Genomic DNA, 21,345 nt, shown 5'->3' on the forward strand with positions numbered 1-21,345 from the left:
GACTCCAGATGGCCGGAACCCTTCATGACTGAACCGAACACCGATATCCGCCAGAAGGCCCGCCGGGTGCTGGGACTGTACCGGGGTGCCCAGGGCGGCGAGCGGCAGGCCGCGGCCGGCGCGCTGCGGCGGCTGCTGACCCAGCATGACCTCTACCTGGACCAGCTGGAACCGGGCCTGCCGCACAGCCAGGATCCGGCAGCCCTGGACAACTGGCGCGCCAGCCTGGGCCTGCTGGCCCAGCTGGGCACCCCCGACCAGGAGGCGGCCCTGTTGCAGCTGATCGAGGCCGAAGACCTGACGCCGCCGGAGCGGGCGCGGGTGCTGTCGCGCATCTCGGTGCCGCTGCTGGTGCAGAGCCGGGCGGTGGGCTGGGCGCATGAATCCGGCGACCCGGACATCGACGCGGCGCTGCTGACCCAGGCGGGCCGAGAGCTGGACCCGGCCGAGATCGAGCACGACGTGCTGCCGATCACCCAGAGCATCCGGCGGCTCGCGCTGCAGCACGCCTGGACGCTCAGCCGCCCGGAGCGGCACGTGCGGGCCAGCAGCCGGCTGGACGCCGAATTCATCGCCGGGGTGGTGGAGGGCCTGACCCGGCGGCGCCCCACCGTCCAGGACACGCCGGAGCACGCGGTGCTGGCCCGCTTGAGCCCCGGCGAACTCAGCCGGCTACGGACCGTGATGGCCCAGCGTCTGCCGCAGCTGGAGCAGCAGCTTTCAGAGGCGGCCCGGCGGCTGGGCCGCAGCGCCGGACAGGAGCCCATTTGAACAGGCCGACCGTGTACTTCAACAAGAACTTCTCGGTGACCTCGGCGCAGATCCGGGCCATGCGGGAGGTGGGCCAGTTCGAGACGCTGGCCAGCCACTCGGACCCCAGCAACGTGATGCTGCATGCCGCCGACCACCAGCTGACCGAGCCGCGTGGCCTGCTGGGCGACGCCTACGCGGAGTGGCTGCTTGCTACCTGCCGGCAGCACCGCCCGGCGGTGTTCATCGTGGGCAAGGAGGCGGCGGCCGTGGCGCCGCGCCGCGCCGACTTCGAGCGGCTGGGGGTGCGGGTGGTGGTGGCGGCGAGCCGGGCGGTGCTGCGCGAACTGGACCACAAGGACGCCTTCCTGCGCGGCTGGGACTCCTCCATCCTGCCGATTCCCGCCTGGACCACCTTCCATGACCTCGCCACGTTCGACGCTGCTGTGGAACAGCTGCAGGCGCACCCGGACTGGGTGCCGGGCCAGACCCGGCTGTGCCTGAAACCGGCGCGCGGCATCTACGCCTCCGGGTTCCGGGTGCTGACCGAGGGCCGCGACCTGAAGAGCTTCCTGCAGGGCGAGCTGTACCAGATGAGTCACGCGGAGGCCCGGGTCATGTTCGCCCAGGCGGAGCAGGCCGGTGAGCGGCTGCCTACCATGCTGCTGATGCACACCCTGGAAGGGGCCGAGCGCAGCGTGGACTGCGTGGCCTGGGAAGGAACGCTGGCGGCGGCGGTGGTGCGGCGCAAACCGGCGGGGCAGGGCGGCCAGCTGATCGAGGACCGCCCGGACCTGCTGGAGGCGGCCCGGGCGCTGGCGCAGCGTTACCGGATGAGCGGCGTCTTCAATTTCCAGACCAAGGACGACCGGCAGCGACGGCCCCACATGCTGGAGATCAATGCCCGCGCCTCGGGCGGCCTGCGCTACAGCATGGCGGCCGGCATCAACTTCGCCCAGCTCGCGGCCGAGCTGAGCCTGGGGCTGCTGCGCCCGGATCAGGCACCCCGCCCCACCACCGGGCTGGTGGTGGCCGAGGAGAAGAGCGCCTGGGTGGTCCGGGAAGCCGCCCCTTCCCTGCTGACCGGGGCGGCACAGCCATGACAACTGCCGCCCCCCAGGTCCACCGGAAGCGGCTGGCCAGCGGCACCCTGACGCTGCAGATTGACCACACCCTGCTGCCGCTGGAACAGCTGCTCGGCTACGCCGTGCGCCAGAATCCGCGCCGGGGCTTTCTGTTCGTGAGCCGGGTGCTGGGCAAACACCTGCCGGTGTCGCCGCTGCGGATGGCCGAGGTGCACCGGCTGCTGGCCGACCAGCTGAGCCTGGACCTGCCGGGGCCAGTGCTGGCCATCGGGCTGGCCGAGACCGCCACCGGCCTGGGCGAGGGGGTGGCGCGCACGTGGCAGCAGCGCACTGGCCGGACGGACCTGACCTTCCTGCACAGCACCCGCTACCACCTCCAGGCGCCGCTGGCACTGCACTTTGAGGAACCGCACTCGCACGCCACCGCCCACCGGGTCTACCTGCCGGCCAGCCCGGAGGGCCAGCGGCACTTCCGGGAGGCCCGCACCCTGCTGCTGATTGACGACGAGGTGTCCACCGGCACCACCCTGCTGAATCTGGCCGCCGCCTACCTGCAGCTGAATCCGGCCGTGGCGCGGGTGGTGGTGGTCAGCCTGACCGACTGGTGTGGGGAACGGGGCCAGTTCGAGCGGCAGTTGGGGGTGCCGGTGCAGAGTGTCAGCCTTTTGCAGGGCACCCACCACTTCACGCCCGACCCCGGCTACCATCCGCCCGTCCTGCCGGCCGTGTCCGGCAACGGCCAGGACAAGACCAGCCTGCTGGCCCCGCACAGCGCCCGGTTGGGCCTGGACGCCCGTGATACGCCGCTGATGCGGGCGGCGCAGACTCGGCTGGGGCAAGAGTTAAGTGGCCTTCCCTCCGGGAGTTCGGTACTGCTGCTCGGCAGCGGCGAGTTCCAGTACCTCCCGTTCTGGCTGGCCCATCAGCTGCAAGTCGCCTGCCCGCACCTCCGCCTGCTCACCTCGGCCACCACCCGCAGCCCCATCCTGCCGGGAGAGGCCATCGCGCACCGACTGGACTTTATGGACAACTATCAGGACGGCATTCCCAATTACCTCTACAACGTGGCGCCCGGCCAGTTCGCCCGGGTCTACGTGGCTCACGAGGGCGAGGCGGGCCCGGACCCGCAGCTGCTCGCCACCCTGAACGCCACCGCCCTGAGGCTGGCATGACCCGGGTGGTGGCGTTCTGCGATCTGGACGACACGCTGTTTTTCACCGGGCGGAAGCTGGAGGAGGCGCTGCGGGTGCGGGTGGCCACCGTGGACCGCAGCGGCGAGCCGCACAGCTACATGAACCGCGCCCAGGTGTACCTGCTGGACCGGCTGCTGGAGGGCGCCACGCTGATTCCGGTGACCGGGCGCGACCCGGACGCCTACGGGCGGCTGCAGCTGCAGTTTGACAGCTGGGCCATCCTGGACCACGGGGCCACCGTGCTGCGGCCCGGCGGACGCCCGGACCAGGCCTGGAGCACTGTGATGGCCGAGGTGCTGGCCGAGCACACCGGGGCGCTGGAACTGGCGGCCCAGGCGGCGCGGCACATCAGCCAGCTGGGCAACCTGGACTGCGAGGTGCGGCTGCACCGCGTCTCCGGCGCCGAGGAGTTGCCGCTGATGGTGGTGATCAAGCATCCGTATGCCCTGCAGAGCAGCCTGGACAGCATGGCCGCTCAGCTGCGCGAGTGGCTGCAGGAGACCCGCATCGAGCTGCGCACCTTCGCCAACGGCAACAACCTGACCCTAATCGCGCCGGAGGTGAGCAAGGAGGCGGCGGTGCGCTACGTGCTGCAGGACCTGCAGGAGCAGGCGGACGCGGAGGCCGAGACGCTGCTGACGCTGGGCCTGGGCGACAGCGTGGCGGACGTGCCGTTCATGGCGCTGTGCGACTTCGCGCTGACCCCCGGCCAGAGTCAGCTGATGCGGGCGGTGCAGGAGGCCGAGCTTGAGCAGCGGTAGTGCCGCCGGGCCGGCGTGGGCCGTGGCCCCCTTCCCCACCAGCTACGCCCCCGATGACCTGACCCTGTGGCTGGCCCGTGCCGCCGCGCCCACCGTGACCCTGGCCGAGAAGGAAGCGCGGATCGGGGCGGGCGAGTCGTACGGACACTTCCTGACCCCAGAAGCCGCGCCCACCGCCCTGCAGCAGGCCACCTATCAGCAGACGCTGGACCGCAATGGCCCGGCCATCGCTGCCGACCTGAAGGGCCTGGCCCGGCAGCTGGAGCAGCACGCCGGCGGGCATCCGCTGACGCTCGTATCGCTGGCCCGCGCCGGCTTTCCGGTGGGCATCCTGCTGCAGCGCGAGTTGCGGCGGCGAGGCCTGGAGACCGTTCACGGCGGCCTGAGCATCATCCGGGGCGTGGGGCTGGACCGCACGGCGCTGCAACAGCTCCTGCAGGCCCGGCCCGGCAGCCGGGTGGTGTTCGTGGACGGCTGGACCGGCAAGGGCAGCATCCGCACGACCCTTCGGCGCAGCCTGGACGGCAGCGGTGTGGCGCCCACCCTGGCGGCCCTGTATGACCCGGCCGGGGTGGCCGATCTGGCCGGCAGCCACCACGACCGGCTGCTGCCGCACGCGGTCCTGAACGCGACCGTCAGCGGCCTGCTGAGCCGCACCTTCCTGCGGCCGGACGGCACCCACGCCGCCGAGCGGCTGGATCACCTGGAGCCGTGGGACGTCAGCCGCACCTATGTGGACGCCCTGGACACGCGGGTGCAGCAGGCCGAAGCCAGCGCCGTGCCCGCCAACCGGCCGGTCCATGCCCCGGATCGCGCCGTGCAGCTGGCCCGCGCGCTGGGCTGTACCGACCCGCACCGCGCCAAGCCCTCGGTGGGCGAAGCCACCCGCGTGTTCCTGCGGCGGCGCCCGGCCCGGCTGGTGCTGCAGGCGCACACCCCCGATACCCGGCACCTGAACGAGCTGGCTCAGCAGCACGGTGTGCCAGTCACGCTCTGCCCGGAGCTGCCCTACGCCACCATGGCGCTGATCGAAGGAGACGACGCATGACCAGACCCGCCAGCCGCCTGCCGTCCGCCGCCCCCACCTTCGACCCGCTGGCGCTGGGCGCCAGCCTGTACGCGCCCGCCACCCGTCCCGATCTGGCGGCACTGGGGAACGGGGAGAAGGCCATCAACCCACACTCGCTGATCTACTGCCTGGAGGACGCGGTGCGCGACGACGAGCTGCCGCTGGCGCTGGAGCGGCTGCGTTCCGCCCTGCCGCAGCTGCGGCAGGGCACCGGCCCGCTGCGGTTCGTGCGGGTTCGCAGTCCCCGCATGCTGGAAACAGTGCTGGGCTTTGAGGGCCGAAGCGCGCTGCACGGCGTGGTACTGCCGAAGGTCAGCCGCAGCAACCTGCGCGAGTACCTGCAGCTGCTGCCCCCGGAGCTGAGCGCCCTGCCCACCCTGGAGACCCGCGAGGTGTTCAGCCAGCGCCGCATGGAGGGCCTGCGCGACTTCCTGCTGGACAGCGGCTTTGCCGGCCGCGTCGCCTGCCTACGGGTGGGTGGCAACGACCTGCTGAGCCTGCTCGGGCTGCGGCGCACCCCCGGCCAGACGGTGCACGAGGGACCACTGTCCGGCACGCTCCAGATGCTGGTCTCGACCTTCGTGCCGTGGGGCTTCCAGCTGTCCAGCCCGGTGTACGAGGTGTATGGCGACCCGTCCACCCTGGCGCGCGAGGTACAGCAGGACCGGCAGCGCGGCCTGTGCGGCAAGACCGTGATTCATCCGGTCCAGGTGGCGGTGGTGGCCGCTGCCTACCAGGTCACGGCCGCCGAACTGCGGCAGGCCCGCGCTGTGCTGGACCCCCAGGCCCCGGCCGTGTTCGCCCGGGACGGCGCGATGTGCGAACCGGCCACCCACGGCCGCTGGGCCGCCCAGGTGCTGCGGATGGCCCAGCTGTATGGAGTTCAGCCCGATGCGGCGCCTGCCTGAGTGGCCAACGCGGCACGCCAGGCGGCATCGTGCCTGCTCCACTTCGTGAGATCGGCTGAGCTGCGGTCCGCCCACCCGCGCTATGCTCGCTGAAATGAGCGTCAGCCCCGCCCGCCCTTCCACCGCCCGCACCCTGCTGGAGCTGGTCAAGTTCGAGCACACCGTCTTTGCCCTGCCGTTCGCCTACGCCGGCATGCTGCTGGCCAGCATGCTGCAGCGCGGCACCGGGTGGCCCGGCCTGGGCGTGCTGCTGTGGGTGACGGTGGCGATGGCGAGCGCGCGCACCGCCGCCATGGCCGCCAACCGGGTCATTGACCGGGCGATTGATGCCCGCAACCCACGCACCGCCGGCCGCGAGATTCCGGCCGGCAAGGTCAGCGTGCCGCAGGCCTGGGCGCTGGTGGTGGTCAGCCTGCTGGTGATGGCGGTGGCGTCGTGGCAGCTGAACCCGCTGTGTCTGGCGCTGATGCCGGTGGCGGTGCTGTTCCTGATCGGCTACCCGTACATGAAGCGCTACACCTGGCTGTGCCACCTGTGGCTGGGCGTCACCGACGGGGCGGCGGCGGCCGGCGGCTGGATCGCCGTCACCGGGCACTTCGGGGCCGGGGCGTGGCTGCTGTGGCTGGTGGTGATCTGCTGGATGGTCGGGCTGGACACCATCTACGCCACCATGGACTACGACTTTGACCGGAAGAACGGCATCCAGAGCATTCCGGCCCGCTTCGGCATCGCGCGCGCGCTACGGGTGGCGGCCGTCAGCCACGCCCTGACCTTCGTGCTGCTGATCGCGACCGGTCTGGCGGTGGGGGCCAGCGGCTTCTACTACCTCGCGGTGCTGGCGATGGGCGGCATTCTGCTGTACGAGCACCGCATCGTGAATCCCCGTGACCTGACCCGCGCCAACATCGCCTTCTTCGACGCGAACATGTGGCTGGCCCTGACCATGCTGGCCGGCGTGATTATCGACGTGACGTGGCGTACCCTTACCTGAGATGCCGCTGATTCCGGACGGCGCCCGGCAGGCGTGGCAGGACGGCGACGAGCGGCTGGCCTTAACGCTGCTGAGCCGCGCCCGAGACGCCGAACCGGCCGGATCGGAAGGCTGGGCCATTCTGGAACGGCTGTGCGGTCTGGTGCTGATCAGCATGCAGCGTGAGGTGGAGGGCACCTTCGCGCTGGAACGCGCCGACACGCTGCTGGAGCGGCTTCAGCGCCCTCGTCCGGGGCTGGAACTGCTGGACGACTGAGACAGACAGAGTGCTGCCCGGTCCTTTAGAATCCGGGCATGCTCGAAACCACCCCCGAAGAGTTTATTCAGCGCCACGTTGCCCACGCGGCGCGGGGGCTGGTGTATCCGCAGCCGGAAGGCAGCCCGCTGATGGAGTTCGCGGCTGGCGGGCGGGTGCTGTATCTGTTCGACCGCACCGGCCCCTTTTCTCAGCGGCCGGGTGAGGCCAGCGTGATTGTCCACGGCATCCTGAACCGCTGGGCTCCGGCCGAGGTGCAGGCTGAACAGCTGTCGGTGGTGGGGGTCTCGGCGCTGGAAGGGGTGGGCCGGGTGCTGGAGCGGCCCCGGCCGCACACGGCCGTGGTGCAGGCGCGGCTGCCGCTGGTGCTGTCCAGCTTCGGGCCGCTGCCGGTGCAGGTGGGTGACTGGATCAGCTTTGGGACCGAGGCGCCGCTGCACGGCTTTCTGGTCAGCCCGGCGGACCACCCAACCCTCTACCCCGGAAAGTAAAGGTCCGCTAAATAAATGTGCGGATCATGGGATTCCCCTCAAGGCATGGCACGGCTTATGCTGAAGACGTATGGGTGCTGTGTCGGCCCAAACCCTGTCCCATGCCCAACGATCAGCTGCTTCCCCTCCCCTCCAGCGTGCACTCACCGGGCGCTCAGCAGGCGTGTCTGCTGGTTGCCGATCTGGTGGACAGCACCGGCTTGGCTCAGCGCCTGCCGCTGACCAGTTATGCCGCGCTGATGGCCGAGCTGATTCAGCTGCTGATCCTGCACTTCGAGGCGTACGGCGGTCAGGTGCTGCAGCATCAGGGCGATGCGGTGGTGTGTCTGTGGCCGCTGGCCCAGACGCCTCAGGCGGTTCAGGCGGGCCTGGGGGCGCATCAGCGGGCCGCTCGACTACAGCTGGCTGAGGTGTTGGGCGAACCGCTGGCCCTGCGGGTCGGGCTGGCGGCGGGCGAGGTGATCCGGGGCATGGTGGGCGGGATCCCGAGCGCCTACGGCTTGCCGGTCAACCTGGCGGCCCGGGTGGCCGCCGCCGCGCAGCCCGGGCAGACCGTGGTGTGCGACACGGTGCGCGCCCTGGCCGGCGACGCCGTGCTGATGGAGCGCGAAGTGACTGGGCTGCGCGGGTTCGTGGCCCCCTGCGGCCTGTCGCAGGTGCGGGCCAACACCGGTGGCGCGGCGTTCCAGATGAAAACTGGTTAAGTCGAAGGGCCTGCCTTCTCATGAGAAGGCTTCTAGGCTGGGGGTATGGAACGCAAGCCGCTCGTGCTCGTCATTGAAGATGAAAAAGACATCGCGCGCTTTATTGAACTGGAACTGGCGGCTGAAGGGTATGCCACGGAGGTCGCGTTCGACGGCGTGACCGGCCTGAGTAAATTCCGCGAAGTAAACCCGGACCTGGTGATCCTGGACCTGATGCTGCCGGTGCTGGACGGCCTGGAAGTGGCGCGCCGCATCCGCAAGACCAGCAACACCCCGATCATCATCCTGACGGCCAAGGACAACATTCAGGACAAGGTGGAGGGGCTGGATTCCGGCGCCGACGACTACCTGGTCAAGCCCTTCTCCATCGAGGAACTGCTGGCCCGCGTGCGCGCCCACCTGCGACGGGTGAATCCGGCCGTGACCGGCGAGGTGCGGGTGGCCGACCTGGTGATGAATCTGGACGGCCGGGAGATCTTCCGGGGAGGCCGCCGGGTGGAGCTGTCGGCCAAGGAGTTCGAGCTGCTGGAGCTGCTGGCCCGCAACCCCGGCAAGGTGTTCAGCCGCTTTGAGATTGAGGAGAAGGTCTGGCCCGAGTACACCGGTGGCAGCAACGTGGTGGACGTCTACATCGGCTACCTGCGGCGCAAGCTGGAGGAGAGCGGTGAGCGGCGGCTGATCCATACCGTACGTGGCGTGGGCTACGTCCTGCGCGAGGAGTAGCGTTATTCACCACGCCCGGCCCGGGGCCGCGCCTCATGGCCGGGCGCGGCCCAGCCGTTACACTGGCCCCGTGACCCTGCGGACCCGCCTGACCCTGCTGTACACGGCGCTGCTCTCGCTGCTGCTGCTGCTGCTGGCCGTGCTGGTGCTGGCGGTGATGCGCAACAGCCTGCTCGGCGGGGTGGACGAGGACCTGAAGTCACGCTACTCGCAGTTCACTAATCTCTCAGAGCAGCTTCGCCTGGGGCCCTTCGCATCCAGCGACCTGCAGACCCCGTCGACGTCCTCGTCCGGCAGCCTGGCCGACCCCTTCAGCACCAGTACCAGCAGCTACATCCGGCGCACCTTCCCCAACTTCCGGGTGCAGATCGAAACCCTGATCGGGGTGGACGTGGCGCAGCTGAAGGACCAGGCGCACGGCAGCGCGGCCCAGCGCCGTCAGCTGCTCGACAACCTGCGCCGGATGACGACCGCCGTGCGGCAGAGCAGCGGCCTGGACCAGTACGCACCCATCGTCCTGACAGACGATCAACTGCTGCGCGTCATCAGCGCGTCGGACCACCGGCTGCTGCTGACCCTGAACATTCCCGGCTACGGCCAGTCGTCGATCCCGACGCGCGTGCTGGTGCAGCTGGCGCCGTACCGGTATGGCCGCAACACCGACAACAGCCTCAGGGAGGTCACGGCGCTGATCTACTTCGGGCGCAGCCTGACCGACACCTACAAGACCCTCAGCATCCTGCAGACCATCATGCTGGTGCTGTTCCTGTTCGGGGCCGGCACCGCCGCCGCCAGCGCCTACCTGCTGGCCGGTCAGGCGCTCTCGCCCCTGCGGATGGTGCAGCGGGCCGCCGAGCAGATCGGCGGCCGCACCCTGGCGCAGCGGGTTCCGGAGCCGCAGACCGGCGACGAGGTGCAGTCGCTGGCCCACGCGCTGAACCTGATGCTGGACCGGCTGGAGGCGTCCTTCGAGGCGCAGCGCCGCTTCACCAGCGACGCCAGCCATGAGCTGCGGACCCCGGTGACGGCCATCCAGGGCCACGCCAGCTACCTGATGCGCCGTACCCAGCCGACCGAGCAGCAGCAGGAGAGCCTGGGCATCATCAAGAACGAGTCCGAGCGGCTGACCGGGCTGATCGGCAGCCTGCTGGAACTGGCCCGCAGTGACAGCGGGGTGCTGCAGCTGCGCCGTCAGCCGGTGCTGGCGCTGCTGCTGCTGCAGGACACCGCCCGCGAGCTGCGACCGCTGGCCCAGGGGCAGGGCGCCACCCTCAATGCCACCGGCGACGAGGTGGCGTTCGAGGGCGACCCGGACCGCATGAAGCAGGTGGTGATCAACCTGGTGTCCAACGCCTTGAAGGTTGGCTCCAGGCACATCACGCTCAGCAGCCGCGCCGAGCCGCGCGGCACCCCGGCGGTGAGCGGCGTGCGTCTGACGGTGCAGGACGACGGCCCCGGCATCGCCCCGGAGCACCTGGGCCGGCTGTTTGACCGCTTCTACCGGGTGGAGGAGTCGCGCAGCCGCGACCAGGGCGGCGCCGGGCTGGGGCTGAGCATCGTCAAGAGTATTGTGGACGCCCACCAGGGGCAGATCTGGATTGAGTCGGAACCGGGGCAGGGCGCGCAGGTGCACGTCTGGCTGCCGCTGGGCAACATCCCTGACATGGACGACGAGGACGTGGCCTGAGCCGCACATCTCCGGCTCAGCGGTTCTTGAGCCGCCGGGTGGCCTCCTCCGGCGTGATCTCCCCGCGTTCCAGCAGCCGCAGCGTCTCGTCGCGCGGGTCCGGCAGCTCCGGCTCGTAGCCGATGGCGCGCAGCAGCCCATCAAAGCGGGCGCGCACCGTGGGATAGCTGAGTCCCAGGATGCGCTCGACCTCCTTGAGGTTGCCGCGCACCTTGATGTACAGCCGCAGGAAATCCAGGTTCTCGGGGGTCAGGGTGGCGAACTCGTTCAGCAGGAACTCGCCCTTCACAGTGATGTCCGCATGCTCAAAGCGCAGTTCGGTGACCAGCGGCGCTTCCTGAACACCGGGAAAAGGCAGCGGAAGGGGGAGCGGCGATCTGGGCATACGGCCATGCTAGCGTTCCTGCTGGGGGCGGCTGCCCCGGCAGCGTTACAAATGCAGCGGCGAAAACCCGGCATGCTGAGGGAACCGGAGGACTCTATGGCACGCCTGACTCGCTACAGCAAATTTGAAGGCGACCTCGACGAACTGGATTCGAGCGAACTGATGCAGATGATCCAGGAGGCGCTGCTGGGCCAGGGGATGAACGATCCCTACGACCCGGACCCCAACGCCCGCCCCAGCATGGACGACCTGTTCGATGCGATCCTGAACGCCCTGGCCGAACGCAACATGATTCCGGAGGAGATGCTGGCCGAGGCGATGCAGGCCGGCGACATCCAGGACACGCCGCTGGGACAGCAGATCCAGCGGCTGATGGACAAGCTCCAGCAGGACGGCTTCATCCGCAAGGAATTCGATGACCAGGACGGCCAGGGCGGTGGGGCCGGCCAGAGTGGCGAGAGCCGCTTCCAGCTGACCGACAAGAGCATCGACTTCCTGGGCTACAAGAGCCTGCGCGACCTGATGGGCGGCCTGGGGCGCTCCAGTGCCGGCGCACACGACACCCGCGAGTACGCCAGCGGCATCGAGATGACCGGCGAACTCAAGCCCTACGAGTTCGGGGACACGCTCAACCTCGACACCACCGCCACGCTCAGCAACGTGATCAGCAAGGGCTTCGAGAACGCCGAGAACAGCGACCTGGTGATCCGGCAGAGCGAGTACAACAGCTCGGCCGCCACGGTGGTGCTGCTCGACTGCTCGCACAGCATGATTCTGTACGGCGAGGACCGCTTCACGCCTGCCAAGCAGGTGGCGCTGGCGCTGGCGCACCTGATCCGCACCCAGTACCCCGGCGACAGCCTGAAGTTCGTGCTGTTCCACGACAGCGCCGAGGAGGTGCCGGTCACCAAGCTGGCCCAGGCGCAGATCGGGCCGTACCACACCAACACGGCGGGCGGGCTGCGGCTGGCCCAGCAGCTGCTCAAGCGCGAGAACAAGGACATGAAGCAGATCGTGATGATCACCGACGGCAAGCCCTCGGCTCTCACGCTGCCGGACGGCCGCATCTACAAGAACGCCTATGGCCTGGACCCCTACGTGCTGGGCGCCACGCTGCGCGAGGTGGCGCAGTGCCGCCGCAGCGGTATCCAGGTCAACACCTTCATGCTGGCCCGCGACGCCGAACTGGTGGCGTTCGTGCGGCGCGTCTCGGAGATGACCCGCGGGAAGGCCTACTTCACCACCCCGCACAACATCGGCCAGTACGTACTGATGGACTACATGAGCAACAAGACCAAGGTCGTGAACTGAAGCCCTGACATCAAGACAACGCCGCCGCCCAGATGAGGCGGCGGCGTTGTCTTGGTCTAGCTCAGGCCGGGTCCGGCAGATACGACAGTACCTTAGCGATCACCTGCTCCAGGTTGCCCAGGCCGGTGTCGATGTGCCGGGCGTCTGGCGCCGGGGCCGACTGCCGGGCGTCACGGGCGTCACGCAGCACCAGCGCGGCCTCCACGCTCTCCAGATCGGCGGTGCGTTCCTGCACCCGTCGCTCAGCCCGCACCCGCGGGCTGGCGGTCAGGTAGAACTTGTACTCCGCCTGCGGAAACACATTGGTGCCCATGTCGCGCCCCTCGGCCACGAACGGTGGCGGCAGCTGTCGCAGGTGGTCGTTCACCCACTCGCGCAGCGGCTGCAACTGTGCCACCGCACTGACGCTGCCGTCCACCTCGCTGGTGTGCAGCCGCTCGGTCAGGTCCTGGCTGCCGCGCCAGACCTCGTTGCCCTCGGGTAACGGGCGCAACTCCACCGGCTGCGCCTCCAGGCTAGCCAGCAACGGCTCCGCCCGGTCCGTGGGCAGCCCCTCGTCCAGCGCCACGAGTGCGGCGGCCCGGTACAGCAGGCCGCTGCTCACATACGGCAGCTGCAGGCGCCGCGCCACCCCGGACGCCACGCTGGACTTGCCGCTGGCCGCCACCCCATCAATCGTCACAATCACGAGGCGCAGTGTAGACCAAGCGGCGGTCCGGGCGGTTCAGCGAATGTAGAAGAAGGTCTCGCGCACGTCGCGGTCGGCGACGGCGTACCCGCCCAGGCGCTGCTGGATGGTAGCGTTCCAGCTGCCGCTGCTGTACTGCCCGCTCAGGTACAGGTCGGCGCTGGGCCGCACGCGCGTGAAGATGGCGCGCACCCGCTGCACACCCCGGGGCGGCGCCACGTTGAAGACCGCGCCGTCCTGCGGGCGGGGAAACACGGTGGTGCCGGCGCCCACCGAGGCGCCCCGGATCAGCACGTTGCTGTTGCCGTTCGGGTCCAGGCTCAGCAGCGTCACGTAGCCGGACGTGCGGGTGGTCAGGTAGAAGCGCACCGCCTCGCCCACGTAGTAGCTGCTCCCCTCGCCCCGGTCGGGGTTGAGGGCCGAGATCAGGCCGCTGTCGGTGCTGCCGGCCACACCGAGGTTGGACTGAACGGAGACGGTACAGGCGCTCAGACCGAGGGCCAGAGTGCCCAGAAGAAGTGTGCTTCGCATGGAGCAGCATAAGCGCCTCAGCCTGATGCCAAGCTGAAGCGCGTGTAGAGCAATTGCAGAGGCTGTGCTAACGGACCGGGCGACCTACTGGGCCACCTGCAGCTGCACCTTGCCCTGGGCGTCCGACTGGCACAGGAACGGTACGTCCTGGCTGGGCGCGCCGGCCCGGCTGGCGGTGAACTGGCTGCCCAGCACCCAGCCGGCACCCTGCGGGTTGTTGGCCACGCCCGCCACCAGCCGGCGCGGGTCGAAGTCGGCGCGGATGGCGCCGCCCTGGACGGTCTTGTTGATCTCGGTCAGCTGCTTGCCCAGCTCGCTTTTGCACTCCTCAATGAAGCGGTACTTGCTGAGCTTGTTGCGCCCCACATCGCTGTAGAGCGGGTTTCTGCTGACGGCAAACACGGTCAGTCCGCCCAGCAGCAGCAGGCTGAGCAGCAGCACCAGCCACAGCACGATGCGGGAGCCGGTGTGGGAAGAATGGGTCTGGGTCATGACCGCTCCAGCATAGCGCCCCTGCCCGGGACCGGCTGGAAGGCAGGCTGCATATCCTGCCCCAGCCTGGAAGCGGGAAGCAGCCTGTAGACTGGCGGGCATGGACTGGAGCCGTGCCCACCGCACCCATATTCAGCTGCGCTACAGCGACACCGACATGATGGGGCACATCAACAACGCCGCGTACGCGCAGTTTCTGGAGACGGCGCGGATCCTATACATGCAGTCGCTGCTGCCGGAGCCTCAGGGCAGCGCCCTGCCGGTGGTGCTGGCCCGCCTGGACCTCAACTACCGCCGCGAGGTGCACCTGGGCCAGCAGGTGGAGGTCGAGCTGCTGACCGGCGCGGTGGGCCGCAGCAGCTGGCAGTACCTGTTCCGCATTCTGGCTGACGGTCAGCTGGCCGCCGACGGCCTGAGCGTGCAGGTGCATCTGGACCCCCTCACCCGGCGCGGCGCACCGCTGCCCGGCCCGCTGCGCGAGGCCCTGGAAGCGCAGCTGCCGCTGGTGGCGGGCGGTCCGCATGGCTGACCCGCCGCGCTATGACCATCAGGTGCGCTACCAGGGCGACGTGTGGGTACAGCTGGCCGAGATGCCCCGGCTGGTGGCGGAGAGCTATCGGCGGCTGCTGTCGGAGCGCGGCGTGGTGTCGGTAATCCGCACGCCCTTCCAGTGGGTGATGAGTACGCCGGTCATTGAGATCGAAACTGGCGGGTACATGGGCGACGTGGCGCTGTATGTTCCACAGGTGCAGGAAGCGGAAGCGGTTCAGATTCTCGAAGGCGACACGTCCGCAGAGCCGGACGCCACAGACATGGAGGCACAGCAGTGACAGCGGGACAACTCTTGGACAATCAGGTCAGTATCGGCGTGGACGTGGGCGGCACCAAAATTGCGGTGGGCGTGCTGTACGGCGAGGAACTGCGCGACTTTCATACCCAGCCGACCCCCGAGTCCGGCTGGCCCGCCGTGCTGGACGCGCTGGCCGGTCAGGTGCGCCTGATGCAGCAGCGCCATCCGCAGGCGCGGGCGGTGGGTGTGGGCATTCCCGGCCCGATCAGCCAGGACCGGCGGCGGGTAAAGTTCGCGCCCAATATCTACGGCTTTACTGACGTACCTCTTGTGGAAGGTCTCTACGAGCGGCTGGGCGTCCATGTGAGCCTGGAAAACGACGCCAAGGCCGCCGCGCTGGCCGAGGCCACCCTGGGCGCCGCACGCGGGAGCCAGAGCAGCGTGTACGTCACGGTCAGCACCGGCATCGGCTCGGGCATCGTGATCGGCGGGCGGCTCTGGCGCGGTCAGCACGGCATCGCCGGTGAGCTGGGGCACGTGGTGAGCGTGCCAGGGGCGGCGGTGAGCGGCGCCGGGCAGTCCGGCACCCTGGAGGCAGTGGCGAGCGGCACGGCCATCGCGCGTGACGCCAGCTTCGCGCTGAACCGCGACGTGACGACCGCCGAAGCCTTCGCGCTGGCGCAGGCGGGCGACCGCATCGCCGGACGGGTGGTGCGCGGCGCGATGTACCGCATCGGGCTGGCGCTGGCCGACCTGCAGAAGATGCTGGACCCGGAAGTGTTCGTGATCGGCGGCGGGGTGGCGGGCGTGGGCCCATACTTCTTCGAGCACGTGCAGGCCGCTGCCGACGAGGGCGCCGAGGGCTTCGCGGCGGTGCAGATCCGGCCAGCTCAGCTGGGTGCCCAGGCGGGCGTGATCGGCGCGGCGGTCTCCGCCCAGCTGGAACCAACTCCGGTGCGCTGAGCGGGGGTTACCAGTCGGCGTCGTCCGGCTCGCCCAGGCGCTCGTCCCAGCGGTCACGGCGCTGACCGCGCTTGCCCTTCTTGCGGGCCGGGCGCGGCGGCAGCGTCAGCACGTACGGCCCGTTGCCACACGGCGAGGCCACCTCACCCAGCCGCTCCAGCGGGTCGGCCAGGGGGCCTCCGGCGGGGTGGTAGTGCCGCGCCTCGCAGTACGGGCACTCCCCCACCGCCCAGAACTGGACGCGGGTGCCGGGCATGGTCATCAGCTGCACCACGGCGGGCGGGGTGGGCTGGGGCTGGCGGGATTTCTTGGCCACAGCCCAGGCTAGAGCCGGGGGCGCAGGCGCACTGTAAGCGGTGGCAGGCTGCCGCCGGCCAGGGTCTTACCCGGGCCAGACCACGGTTGGTGACGCTGTGCCATGCACACCCGAATCCTGATGGCCCTGGCCCTGCTGGGCTCCGCCTCTGCCGCCAATGTCGGGCCCGGTCAGAGCATCTACACCACCAACTGCGCTGGGTGCCGTGGCAGCAGGGTCCAGGGTCAGCTGGGGTCCAACCTACATGAGGCGGCCGGCTGGAAGTATGCCCTGTTCAGCCGCGCGATCCTGCATTCCAGGGACGACAAGGGGATGGCGCTCCAGCCTCCGATCCCGGTGTGGGGCAAGATCGGCTTCAAAGGCGATCACGGCACGGCGCCCACCGCCGCCGAGATGCATGACCTGCAGGCTTACCTCAAGACGCTGAAATAACGCTTCACAGCTCGCCCGCCTCGCGCAGGCGGGCTTCCAGTTTCTCCGGTTCCAGTAGGCTGGCGCCCTGGCCGTAGCGGGCGGTCATGGCGCGCTGCACCAGCCAGAAGGCCAGCGCCGCCCCGATCAGCGAGATGGCGATGCCCGGCACGCGCATCACCGCGTTGGCCTGGGCCACCTGGGCGTTGAAGGCTTCTGTGCCAAACTTCGCCACCACGATTCGGTAGTTCACCACGCTGTTCACCACGCCGCCGATCAGGTCCACCACGCCGAACAGCAGGGTGGCCTGTGCCAGGGCGCGCGCCACCTGAGGGGCCTTCATCGCCACCTGGGTGGCGGCGCGGTGCTGCGGCGACTCGGTCAGGCTGGCTGCGTCCAGAAAGATGCGGAACAGCGGATACGCGGTCAGCACGCTCAGAAAGGCGAACAGGGCCGTCAGGTAACTGCGGGCGCTGTCCTTGATGGCGTAGAGAAAGCCGTCTACGTACCAGAACGCCAGCGCCCCTGCGAACAGCGCGGTGGCCCCGCCCAGCAGCGCCACCGGCGACACGTTGCGCCGCACCAGAATGTCCCACAGCACGTACACCACCGGAATCAGCGCCGCGATCAGGTAGGACCGGACGTTGCCGCTCTGGCCGCCGCCCAGCAGCGCCGCCACGCTGACCCCGCTGCCCAGGATGTTGGGGCTCAGGATGGCAATCGGAATCAGAAGGGTGAACACCAGGTCCCAGAGGGTCTTTGCGGGGCTGTTGCGGGACGGGCGCGGCGGGGCGGACGTGGTCATGAGAGGCATTCTGGCACGCTCAGGTGAGGAGCTGCCCGGGCAGCGGGTCCAGCGTCAGTGGGCCGTAGACCTGCTGCCACAGGTCGGCCTTCTGGCGCAGCCCCTCCTGTTCCAGCGGGCCGGCGCCGCCCACCGTCAGCCGCAGGCCCGGCCCCTGAGGCGTCAGCCGCTCGATCCGCACCGCCTGGGCGTGGCTGCGGTCCAGCGCGTCGGCCACCCGCAGGATGGCGGCCAGCCGCGCCACCTGCTGCTGGCCTGCCGGGGGCAGCGCGGCATACTCCGGGTGGCTGGCTTTCGGCGGACTCTTGCGGTGATACCGCGCGATCTGCGCCACCCGGTCCAGCTGCTGCGGGTCGTAGCCGCGCAGCCCGGCGTGGCGGATCAGGTAGGCCGAGTGCTTGTGATGGCTGCTCTGCGCCACCAGCAGGCCGGTCTCGTGCAGCATCGCGGCGGTGCTGAGCAGGCTGCGCGGGTCGTGCGGGCTGTCCGGCAGCCGGCCCAGGTCACGCAGCCGGTCATAGAGCTGCTGCGACAGCTGCGTGACCTGCCGGGCGTGCGGCAGGCTGACGCTGAAGCGCTCGGCCATCTCCAGCACACTGCGCTGCCGGGCGCTCAGGCCCCGGCTCCAGCGGTCCTGTTCGCCCAGTTCCTCGCGCAGCATGCCCTCGCGCAGCGCACCTTCGCTGACCGTGACGGTGCTGGCCCCCACCGCCGTCAGGACCGTGTGCAGCACCGCCGCACCCGCCACGATGATGTCGGCGCGGCGCGGGTCCAGGCCCGGCATCCGGCCCCGGCGGGTGGGCGACAGGCCGCGCAGTTCCTCCAGCACCTCGCCGAGCTCCGGCACCCGGAAACTCAGGCCGTTGATGCCGGTGGCCGCCCCCCCACGCCGGGCCGCCAGCAGCCCCGCCAGCGCCTCGAAGGTGCCGCTGGACCCGAACACCCGCGTGCCCGCCCGCACCCGGTAGGGGTCAAGCTGGCCGGTAAGCGCCGTCCGGACCTGGGCTTCCAGGGCCCGCAGCTCACGCTGGCGGGGTGGATCGTGGTGCAGGTGGGCGAGCCGCATCCGCACCGAGCCGAGCGGCAGACTCAGCACCGATGCGGCCACATGCTGGTCGCCGCGCGCCAGTTCCAGACTGCCGCCACCCAGGTCCAGCAGCAGGTTGTCAGAGCCGAACTCCACGCTACCGGCCGCGCCCAGGTAGGTCAGCTGGCCCTCGCGCTCCCCACTGATGATGACTGGGTACACCCCAATCTGCTCGCGCAGCCGGCGCGCCACCGCCTCGCCGTTCGGCGCGCCGCGCATGGCGCTGGTGGCATAGACCCTCAGCTCCGGCGCGCCCAGCGAGGTGGCCAGCTCACGGAAACGGCCGAGCGCTGCGGCCAGCCGCCGCTCGCCCTCGGCGGTGATGCCGTGAGCATCCAGGCACTCGCCCAGCCGGGTCCGGTCCTTGAGCGAGTCCAGCACCCGGAACCCGCCGGGCCGGGCCTCAGCGATCAGGAGATGACACGAATTGGTGCCGACATCGGCCACCGCCACACGCTGCATGCCGTCACCCTAGCAGCCACGGTCCGGCTCACGCTGTGCGGGCGCCTGCCCCTGACGGTGCCGACGCACCACCCAGACGACGGCCAGCACCACCAGCAGTCCCAGCAGTCCGCTGCCGATGGGCCCCACATACTGCTGCACCCGGTCGTAATGGTCGCCCAGCAGGTACCCGGCCCCGCTCAGCAGCGTGGCCCACAGCCCGCTGCCGATGGCGCTGTAGAGCAGGAACCGCGGCAGGGGCATGTCGCTCATCCCGGCCGGCAGGCTGAGCAGGCTGCGAATGCCCGGCACCATCCGCCCGAACAGGACGGCCTTCTGGCCGTGCCGGTCGAACCAGTCGTCAGCCTTCCGGATCTCCTTGCCACTCACCGTGAGCCAGCGGCCATACCGGTCGGCCCAGCGCACCAGCCGCTCCTCGCCCACGGCGCGGCCCAGGTAGTACAGTGGCAGCGTCCCGAGCACGCTGCCCGCCGCCCCGGCCAGCACCACCCCGATCAGGTTCAGGTCGCCGCGCGCCGCCGAAAACCCGGCCGCCGGCAGGATCAGCTCACTCGGCAGCGGGGGAAACAGGTTCTCGAGAATCATCAGCAGCATGATGCCCAGGTATCCCAGGCGGTCCATCAGGTCCAGCGTCCACTCGGCCACGTCTGCAGGGTACGGGTTTGCCGGGTGAGCCCCATTGCGGATTGACTCATCCAGCGCCCAGGCCTGGACCGGACAGCGGGTGGGCCCGTTACCATACAGCCATGCTGCGCGCCCTGATCTTCGACTTCGACGGCACCATCCTCGACACCGAGACGCATGAATTCCGGCACTGGACCCAGCTGTACCGGCAGCATGGCCTGGACCTCTCGCTGAGCGACTGGCAGCAGGGCATCGGCACCTGGGGCGCCTTCGATCCGTGGGCCGGGCTGCCGGAGGCGGTGCAGCAGGACCGCGAGCGGGTGGCGGAGGTGCTGCATCAGGGCATCCTGCAGGACATCGCCGCCTCGGAGCTGCGGCCCGGCGTGATGACGGTGCTGCAGCAGGCGCGGGATTCGGGGCTGCGGCTGGCGCTGGCCACCAGCAGCGGGCTCGACTGGATCGAGCAGTGGTTCACGCCGCACGGCCTGAGCGAACTGTTCGAGGCGCGCGTCACCCGCGACGACGTGCGGCGGGTCAAGCCGGACCCGGAACTGTACGCACTGGCGTGTGAGCGGCTGGGGCTGCAGCCGCACGAGTGTCTGGCGGTCGAGGACTCGCTGAACGGCGCCACAGCGGCGGTGGCGGCGGGCGTGCCGGTGGTGGTGGTGCCGAACGAGGTCACGGCCACCCAGCCGTTCCCGCCGGAGTGGCCGCGCCTGGACGGCTACGAGGGCGGCTTGGACGCCCTGCTGCAGGCGGCCGGGGTCGCCCGGCAGCGCAGCTAGCTCTTCCGGCGCTTGAACGGATTCCAGCTGGCCCGCGGCTCGGCAGCGCGGGCGGCCGGCGCAGCGGCCGGCACCGGGACGGCGGCAACCGGGGCGGCCGGGGCATGCCGGCCCAGCCGGCTGGGCGGTGCCGAGCAGGCCGGCGCCGGCGCGGTTTCGGCTTCGGGCTCCGGCTCCCCCAGCGCCGACCGGAAGGCGCGGGCCAGCTGCGCCGCCGTGGGCCGCGCCTCATGACGCTTGGCCTGCCCCTGCTCCAGCAGGCGCTGCAGCGTGCGCGGCACCGCCTCCACGTGCAGCGGCGGCGGAAAGTGGGTCAGGTGCGAGATCATCAGGCTGTCGTAGCTGTCGCCCACGTGCGGCCGCTCGCCGGTCAACAGTTCGTACGCCATCACCGAGAAGCTGTAGATGTCGCTGGGCGGCCCCACCAGTTCACCCCGGTAACATTCCGGGGCCATGTAGAACGGACTGCCGGCCACCTTGCCGCCCAGCGACACAAAGTAGGTGCTGCCGAAGTCGCCCAGGGACGCACGGCCCTGAGCGTCCAGGTAGACGTTCTGCGGCTTGATGTCCTGGTGGACCGCCTCGTGCCGGTGCAGTTCCTCCATGCCGGCCGCCACGTCGCTCAGCACCTGAATCGCCTGCGGCACGGTCAGGCGCTGGCGATCCATCAGCTCGTCCAGCGGCCCACCGGGGTAATGCGGCATTGCCAGATAGGCGCTCGATCCAAAAGGCGTGCCGGCCAGGCCGCCCACCAGCCGGGGATGCCGGAACTGCAGGCTGAGCCGCACCTCGTTGGCAAAGCGCTCGGCCGATTCCTGATGGGCCAGGGTCTCGGTAAACGGCACCTTCAGCGCCACCGGCTGGGCGCCGCCGGGCTTCTGCGCCAGAAAAACCGTGGCCGTGTTGCCCCGGCCGATCAGGCTCAGCAGCTGATAGCCGTTCATCATGTGGGGTGTCGGGCTCTGGGTCATCAGCACTCACGTTTCCGGGCCGGCAGGGAAAGTTCTGCGGCTCGGGTCAGTGTAGCGGATGAGTCCGGTTCCACCGGGCGCAAATTTTCACGCGCCGACCTCCTCC

27 protein-coding genes are annotated in these 21,345 nt (G+C 69.9%); 18 read left to right on the forward strand and 9 right to left on the reverse strand.

Features of this window, described 5'->3' with window-relative positions:
• Positions 1 to 24: 24 nt before the first annotated feature.
• The 12 genes from ABOD76_RS07185 (at position 25) to ABOD76_RS07240 (ending at position 10,618) form a co-directional block, all read left to right on the forward strand.
• Positions 25 to 771, forward strand: a complete 747-nt coding sequence (locus ABOD76_RS07185; protein WP_350244120.1) for a hypothetical protein — start codon at positions 25 to 27, stop codon at positions 769 to 771.
• The gene (locus tag ABOD76_RS07190; RefSeq protein WP_350244121.1) at positions 768 to 1,853 is read left to right on the forward strand and encodes an ATP-grasp domain-containing protein; all 1,086 of its coding nucleotides are present in this window, start codon (positions 768 to 770) and stop codon (positions 1,851 to 1,853) included. Before ABOD76_RS07185 ends, ABOD76_RS07190 begins: the two co-directional genes overlap by 4 nt.
• Positions 1,850 to 3,007, forward strand: a complete 1,158-nt coding sequence (locus ABOD76_RS07195; protein WP_350244122.1) for a phosphoribosyltransferase domain-containing protein — start codon at positions 1,850 to 1,852, stop codon at positions 3,005 to 3,007. The genes ABOD76_RS07190 and ABOD76_RS07195 overlap by 4 nt, the downstream gene beginning before the upstream one ends.
• On the forward strand, positions 3,004 to 3,789 hold the full coding sequence (locus ABOD76_RS07200; protein ID WP_350244123.1) for a hypothetical protein: 786 nt from the start codon (positions 3,004 to 3,006) through the stop codon (positions 3,787 to 3,789). Before ABOD76_RS07195 ends, ABOD76_RS07200 begins: the two co-directional genes overlap by 4 nt.
• Complete coding sequence (locus tag ABOD76_RS07205; RefSeq protein WP_350244124.1) at positions 3,776 to 4,837, forward strand: cysteine protease StiP domain-containing protein; 1,062 nt, start codon at positions 3,776 to 3,778, stop codon at positions 4,835 to 4,837. The genes ABOD76_RS07200 and ABOD76_RS07205 overlap by 14 nt, the downstream gene beginning before the upstream one ends.
• A complete protein-coding gene (locus ABOD76_RS07210; RefSeq protein ID WP_350244125.1) occupies positions 4,834 to 5,766 on the forward strand; it encodes an HpcH/HpaI aldolase/citrate lyase family protein in 933 nt (310 codons plus the stop codon). The genes ABOD76_RS07205 and ABOD76_RS07210 overlap by 4 nt, the downstream gene beginning before the upstream one ends.
• 94 nt (positions 5,767 to 5,860) lie before the next feature.
• A complete protein-coding gene (gene mqnP, locus ABOD76_RS07215; protein WP_350244126.1) occupies positions 5,861 to 6,757 on the forward strand; it encodes a menaquinone biosynthesis prenyltransferase MqnP in 897 nt (298 codons plus the stop codon).
• Position 6,758: 1 nt separating this feature from the next.
• The gene (locus ABOD76_RS07220) at positions 6,759 to 7,013 is read left to right on the forward strand and encodes a hypothetical protein (RefSeq protein ID WP_350244127.1); all 255 of its coding nucleotides are present in this window, start codon (positions 6,759 to 6,761) and stop codon (positions 7,011 to 7,013) included.
• Positions 7,014 to 7,051: 38 nt separating this feature from the next.
• Positions 7,052 to 7,504 (forward strand): hypothetical protein, encoded by a 453-nt coding sequence (locus ABOD76_RS07225; protein ID WP_350244128.1) that lies wholly within the window; start codon positions 7,052 to 7,054, stop codon positions 7,502 to 7,504.
• Positions 7,505 to 7,605: 101 nt separating this feature from the next.
• A complete protein-coding gene (locus tag ABOD76_RS07230; protein ID WP_350244129.1) occupies positions 7,606 to 8,208 on the forward strand; it encodes an adenylate/guanylate cyclase domain-containing protein in 603 nt (200 codons plus the stop codon).
• A 45-nt stretch (positions 8,209 to 8,253) separates the two neighbouring features.
• Entirely contained in the window at positions 8,254 to 8,931 is a 678-nt protein-coding gene (locus tag ABOD76_RS07235) for a response regulator transcription factor (protein ID WP_188962220.1), read from the forward strand.
• Positions 8,932 to 9,001: 70 nt separating this feature from the next.
• Positions 9,002 to 10,618 (forward strand): sensor histidine kinase, encoded by a 1,617-nt coding sequence (locus tag ABOD76_RS07240; RefSeq protein ID WP_350244130.1) that lies wholly within the window; start codon positions 9,002 to 9,004, stop codon positions 10,616 to 10,618.
• A gap of 16 nt (positions 10,619 to 10,634) precedes the next feature.
• Here the strand turns inward: ABOD76_RS07240 and ABOD76_RS07245 are convergent, their stop codons facing one another.
• On the reverse strand, positions 10,635 to 11,003 hold the full coding sequence (locus ABOD76_RS07245; protein WP_350244131.1) for a DUF2089 domain-containing protein: 369 nt from the start codon (positions 11,001 to 11,003) through the stop codon (positions 10,635 to 10,637).
• Positions 11,004 to 11,099: 96 nt separating this feature from the next.
• On the opposite strand from ABOD76_RS07245, the gene ABOD76_RS07250 reads away from it, so the two are divergent.
• Positions 11,100 to 12,314, forward strand: coding sequence for a vWA domain-containing protein (locus tag ABOD76_RS07250; RefSeq protein ID WP_350244132.1), 1,215 nt, complete (start codon positions 11,100 to 11,102; stop codon positions 12,312 to 12,314).
• A 61-nt stretch (positions 12,315 to 12,375) separates the two neighbouring features.
• On the opposite strand, the gene cmk is transcribed toward ABOD76_RS07250, so the two are convergent.
• The 3 genes from cmk to ABOD76_RS07265 all read right to left on the reverse strand — a co-directional run bounded on the left by cmk (position 12,376) and on the right by ABOD76_RS07265 (position 14,025).
• Positions 12,376 to 13,002 (reverse strand): (d)CMP kinase, encoded by a 627-nt coding sequence (cmk, locus tag ABOD76_RS07255; RefSeq protein ID WP_350244133.1) that lies wholly within the window; start codon positions 13,000 to 13,002, stop codon positions 12,376 to 12,378.
• A 36-nt stretch (positions 13,003 to 13,038) separates the two neighbouring features.
• Positions 13,039 to 13,533 carry a DUF4384 domain-containing protein gene (locus tag ABOD76_RS07260; RefSeq protein WP_350244134.1) on the reverse strand — a complete coding sequence of 165 codons (495 nt, stop codon included), beginning with the start codon at positions 13,531 to 13,533 and terminating at the stop codon, positions 13,039 to 13,041.
• Positions 13,534 to 13,617: 84 nt separating this feature from the next.
• Entirely contained in the window at positions 13,618 to 14,025 is a 408-nt protein-coding gene (locus ABOD76_RS07265) for a hypothetical protein (protein WP_350244135.1), read from the reverse strand.
• 100 nt (positions 14,026 to 14,125) lie between these two features.
• Here ABOD76_RS07265 and ABOD76_RS07270 point away from each other — a divergent pair, with 100 nt between their 5' ends.
• Genes ABOD76_RS07270 through ABOD76_RS07280 form a run of 3 tightly spaced genes read left to right on the forward strand, consistent with a single transcriptional unit; the run spans position 14,126 to position 15,778 of the window.
• A complete protein-coding gene (locus ABOD76_RS07270) occupies positions 14,126 to 14,554 on the forward strand; it encodes an acyl-CoA thioesterase (protein ID WP_350244136.1) in 429 nt (142 codons plus the stop codon).
• Entirely contained in the window at positions 14,547 to 14,855 is a 309-nt protein-coding gene (locus ABOD76_RS07275) for a hypothetical protein (protein WP_350244137.1), read from the forward strand. The genes ABOD76_RS07270 and ABOD76_RS07275 overlap by 8 nt, the downstream gene beginning before the upstream one ends.
• A gap of 14 nt (positions 14,856 to 14,869) precedes the next feature.
• Positions 14,870 to 15,778 (forward strand): ROK family protein, encoded by a 909-nt coding sequence (locus tag ABOD76_RS07280; protein WP_350244138.1) that lies wholly within the window; start codon positions 14,870 to 14,872, stop codon positions 15,776 to 15,778.
• 7 nt (positions 15,779 to 15,785) lie between these two features.
• Here the strand turns inward: ABOD76_RS07280 and ABOD76_RS07285 are convergent, their stop codons facing one another.
• Positions 15,786 to 16,094 carry a hypothetical protein gene (locus ABOD76_RS07285; RefSeq protein WP_350244139.1) on the reverse strand — a complete coding sequence of 103 codons (309 nt, stop codon included), beginning with the start codon at positions 16,092 to 16,094 and terminating at the stop codon, positions 15,786 to 15,788.
• 102 nt (positions 16,095 to 16,196) lie between these two features.
• On the opposite strand from ABOD76_RS07285, the gene ABOD76_RS07290 reads away from it, so the two are divergent.
• Complete coding sequence (locus ABOD76_RS07290; RefSeq protein WP_350244140.1) at positions 16,197 to 16,526, forward strand: cytochrome c; 330 nt, start codon at positions 16,197 to 16,199, stop codon at positions 16,524 to 16,526.
• A gap of 4 nt (positions 16,527 to 16,530) precedes the next feature.
• Here the strand turns inward: ABOD76_RS07290 and ABOD76_RS07295 are convergent, their stop codons facing one another.
• From ABOD76_RS07295 to ABOD76_RS07305, 3 genes are read right to left on the reverse strand one after another with little or no spacing between them, the layout of a single operon-like run.
• Positions 16,531 to 17,310, reverse strand: coding sequence for a VC0807 family protein (locus ABOD76_RS07295; protein WP_350244141.1), 780 nt, complete (start codon positions 17,308 to 17,310; stop codon positions 16,531 to 16,533).
• Between the two features lie 19 nt (positions 17,311 to 17,329).
• Positions 17,330 to 18,859: a Ppx/GppA phosphatase family protein gene (locus ABOD76_RS07300; protein ID WP_350244142.1), complete on the reverse strand. Its 1,530-nt coding sequence runs from the start codon at positions 18,857 to 18,859 to the stop codon at positions 17,330 to 17,332.
• 9 nt (positions 18,860 to 18,868) lie between these two features.
• Positions 18,869 to 19,504, reverse strand: coding sequence for a DedA family protein (locus tag ABOD76_RS07305; protein ID WP_350244143.1), 636 nt, complete (start codon positions 19,502 to 19,504; stop codon positions 18,869 to 18,871).
• Positions 19,505 to 19,605: 101 nt separating this feature from the next.
• Here ABOD76_RS07305 and ABOD76_RS07310 point away from each other — a divergent pair, with 101 nt between their 5' ends.
• The gene (locus tag ABOD76_RS07310; RefSeq protein WP_350244144.1) at positions 19,606 to 20,268 is read left to right on the forward strand and encodes an HAD family hydrolase; all 663 of its coding nucleotides are present in this window, start codon (positions 19,606 to 19,608) and stop codon (positions 20,266 to 20,268) included.
• Here ABOD76_RS07310 and ABOD76_RS07315 read toward each other — a convergent pair.
• Complete coding sequence (locus ABOD76_RS07315) at positions 20,265 to 21,239, reverse strand: serine/threonine-protein kinase (protein ID WP_350244145.1); 975 nt, start codon at positions 21,237 to 21,239, stop codon at positions 20,265 to 20,267. The two genes, ABOD76_RS07310 and ABOD76_RS07315, sit on opposite strands and share 4 nt — an antisense overlap.
• Positions 21,240 to 21,345 lie beyond the last annotated feature (106 nt).

Origin of the sequence: Deinococcus sonorensis KR-87, assembly GCF_040256395.1 — a bacterium.
In the GTDB taxonomy this organism is placed as follows: domain Bacteria; phylum Deinococcota; class Deinococci; order Deinococcales; family Deinococcaceae; genus Deinococcus; species Deinococcus sonorensis.